Origin of the sequence: Amaricoccus solimangrovi (assembly GCF_006385685.1) — a bacterium.
GTDB classification, from domain to species: domain Bacteria; phylum Pseudomonadota; class Alphaproteobacteria; order Rhodobacterales; family Rhodobacteraceae; genus Amaricoccus; species Amaricoccus solimangrovi.
In genome coordinates, this window is sequence record NZ_VFRP01000135.1 from 1 (window position 1) to 540 (window position 540).

A 540-nucleotide genomic window follows, 5' to 3' on the forward strand; every position below is an offset into this window, starting at 1 on the left:
CAGATGGCGCAGGCGCTGATCACCGGACCGAAGGTGATCCTGATGGACGAGCCGTTCTCGGCGCTCGACATCCACACCCGGCACCTGATGCAGAACGAACTCCTGGCGATCTGGCAGGAAGAGCGGCGCGCGGTGGTGATGATCACCCACGATCTGGAGGAAGCCATCGCGCTCGGCGACCGCGTGGCGGTGCTCGCCGCCGGACCCCGCAGCCGGGTGATCGAGAGCTTCCCGATCGACCTCTCCCGGCCGCGCGACGTGGCCGAGATCAAACTCGATCCGCATTTCATGGATCTTTATCGCAACATCTGGGCGTCGCTGCGCGGCGAAGTGGAGAAGAGCTATGGCCGCGCGGAGTGAACGTCTTATCCAGCTCGGGCTTCTCGCGGTCATCCTCGGCGGCTGGCAGCTCGGGGTGACGACGGGACTGATCGACGTCTTCTTCCCGGCGCCGATCGACATCGTGAAGCAGATCTTCGCCTGGGTGACCGATCCCGGCTTCTACAAGCACGTCACGATCACCCTGACCGAAACCGTCCT

At 64.3% G+C, this 540-nt stretch carries 1 protein-coding gene and 1 pseudogene; both read left to right on the forward strand.

The window, feature by feature from the left end; all coding sequences use genetic code 11:
• Positions 1-360: pseudogene (locus FJM51_RS23600) on the forward strand (ABC transporter ATP-binding protein); the annotation flags it as partial.
• Positions 344-540 (forward strand): ABC transporter permease family protein (locus FJM51_RS23605; RefSeq protein ID WP_233713259.1); only part of this gene is annotated, 197 nt, incomplete at its 3' end. The pseudogene FJM51_RS23600 and the gene FJM51_RS23605, both read left to right, overlap by 17 nt.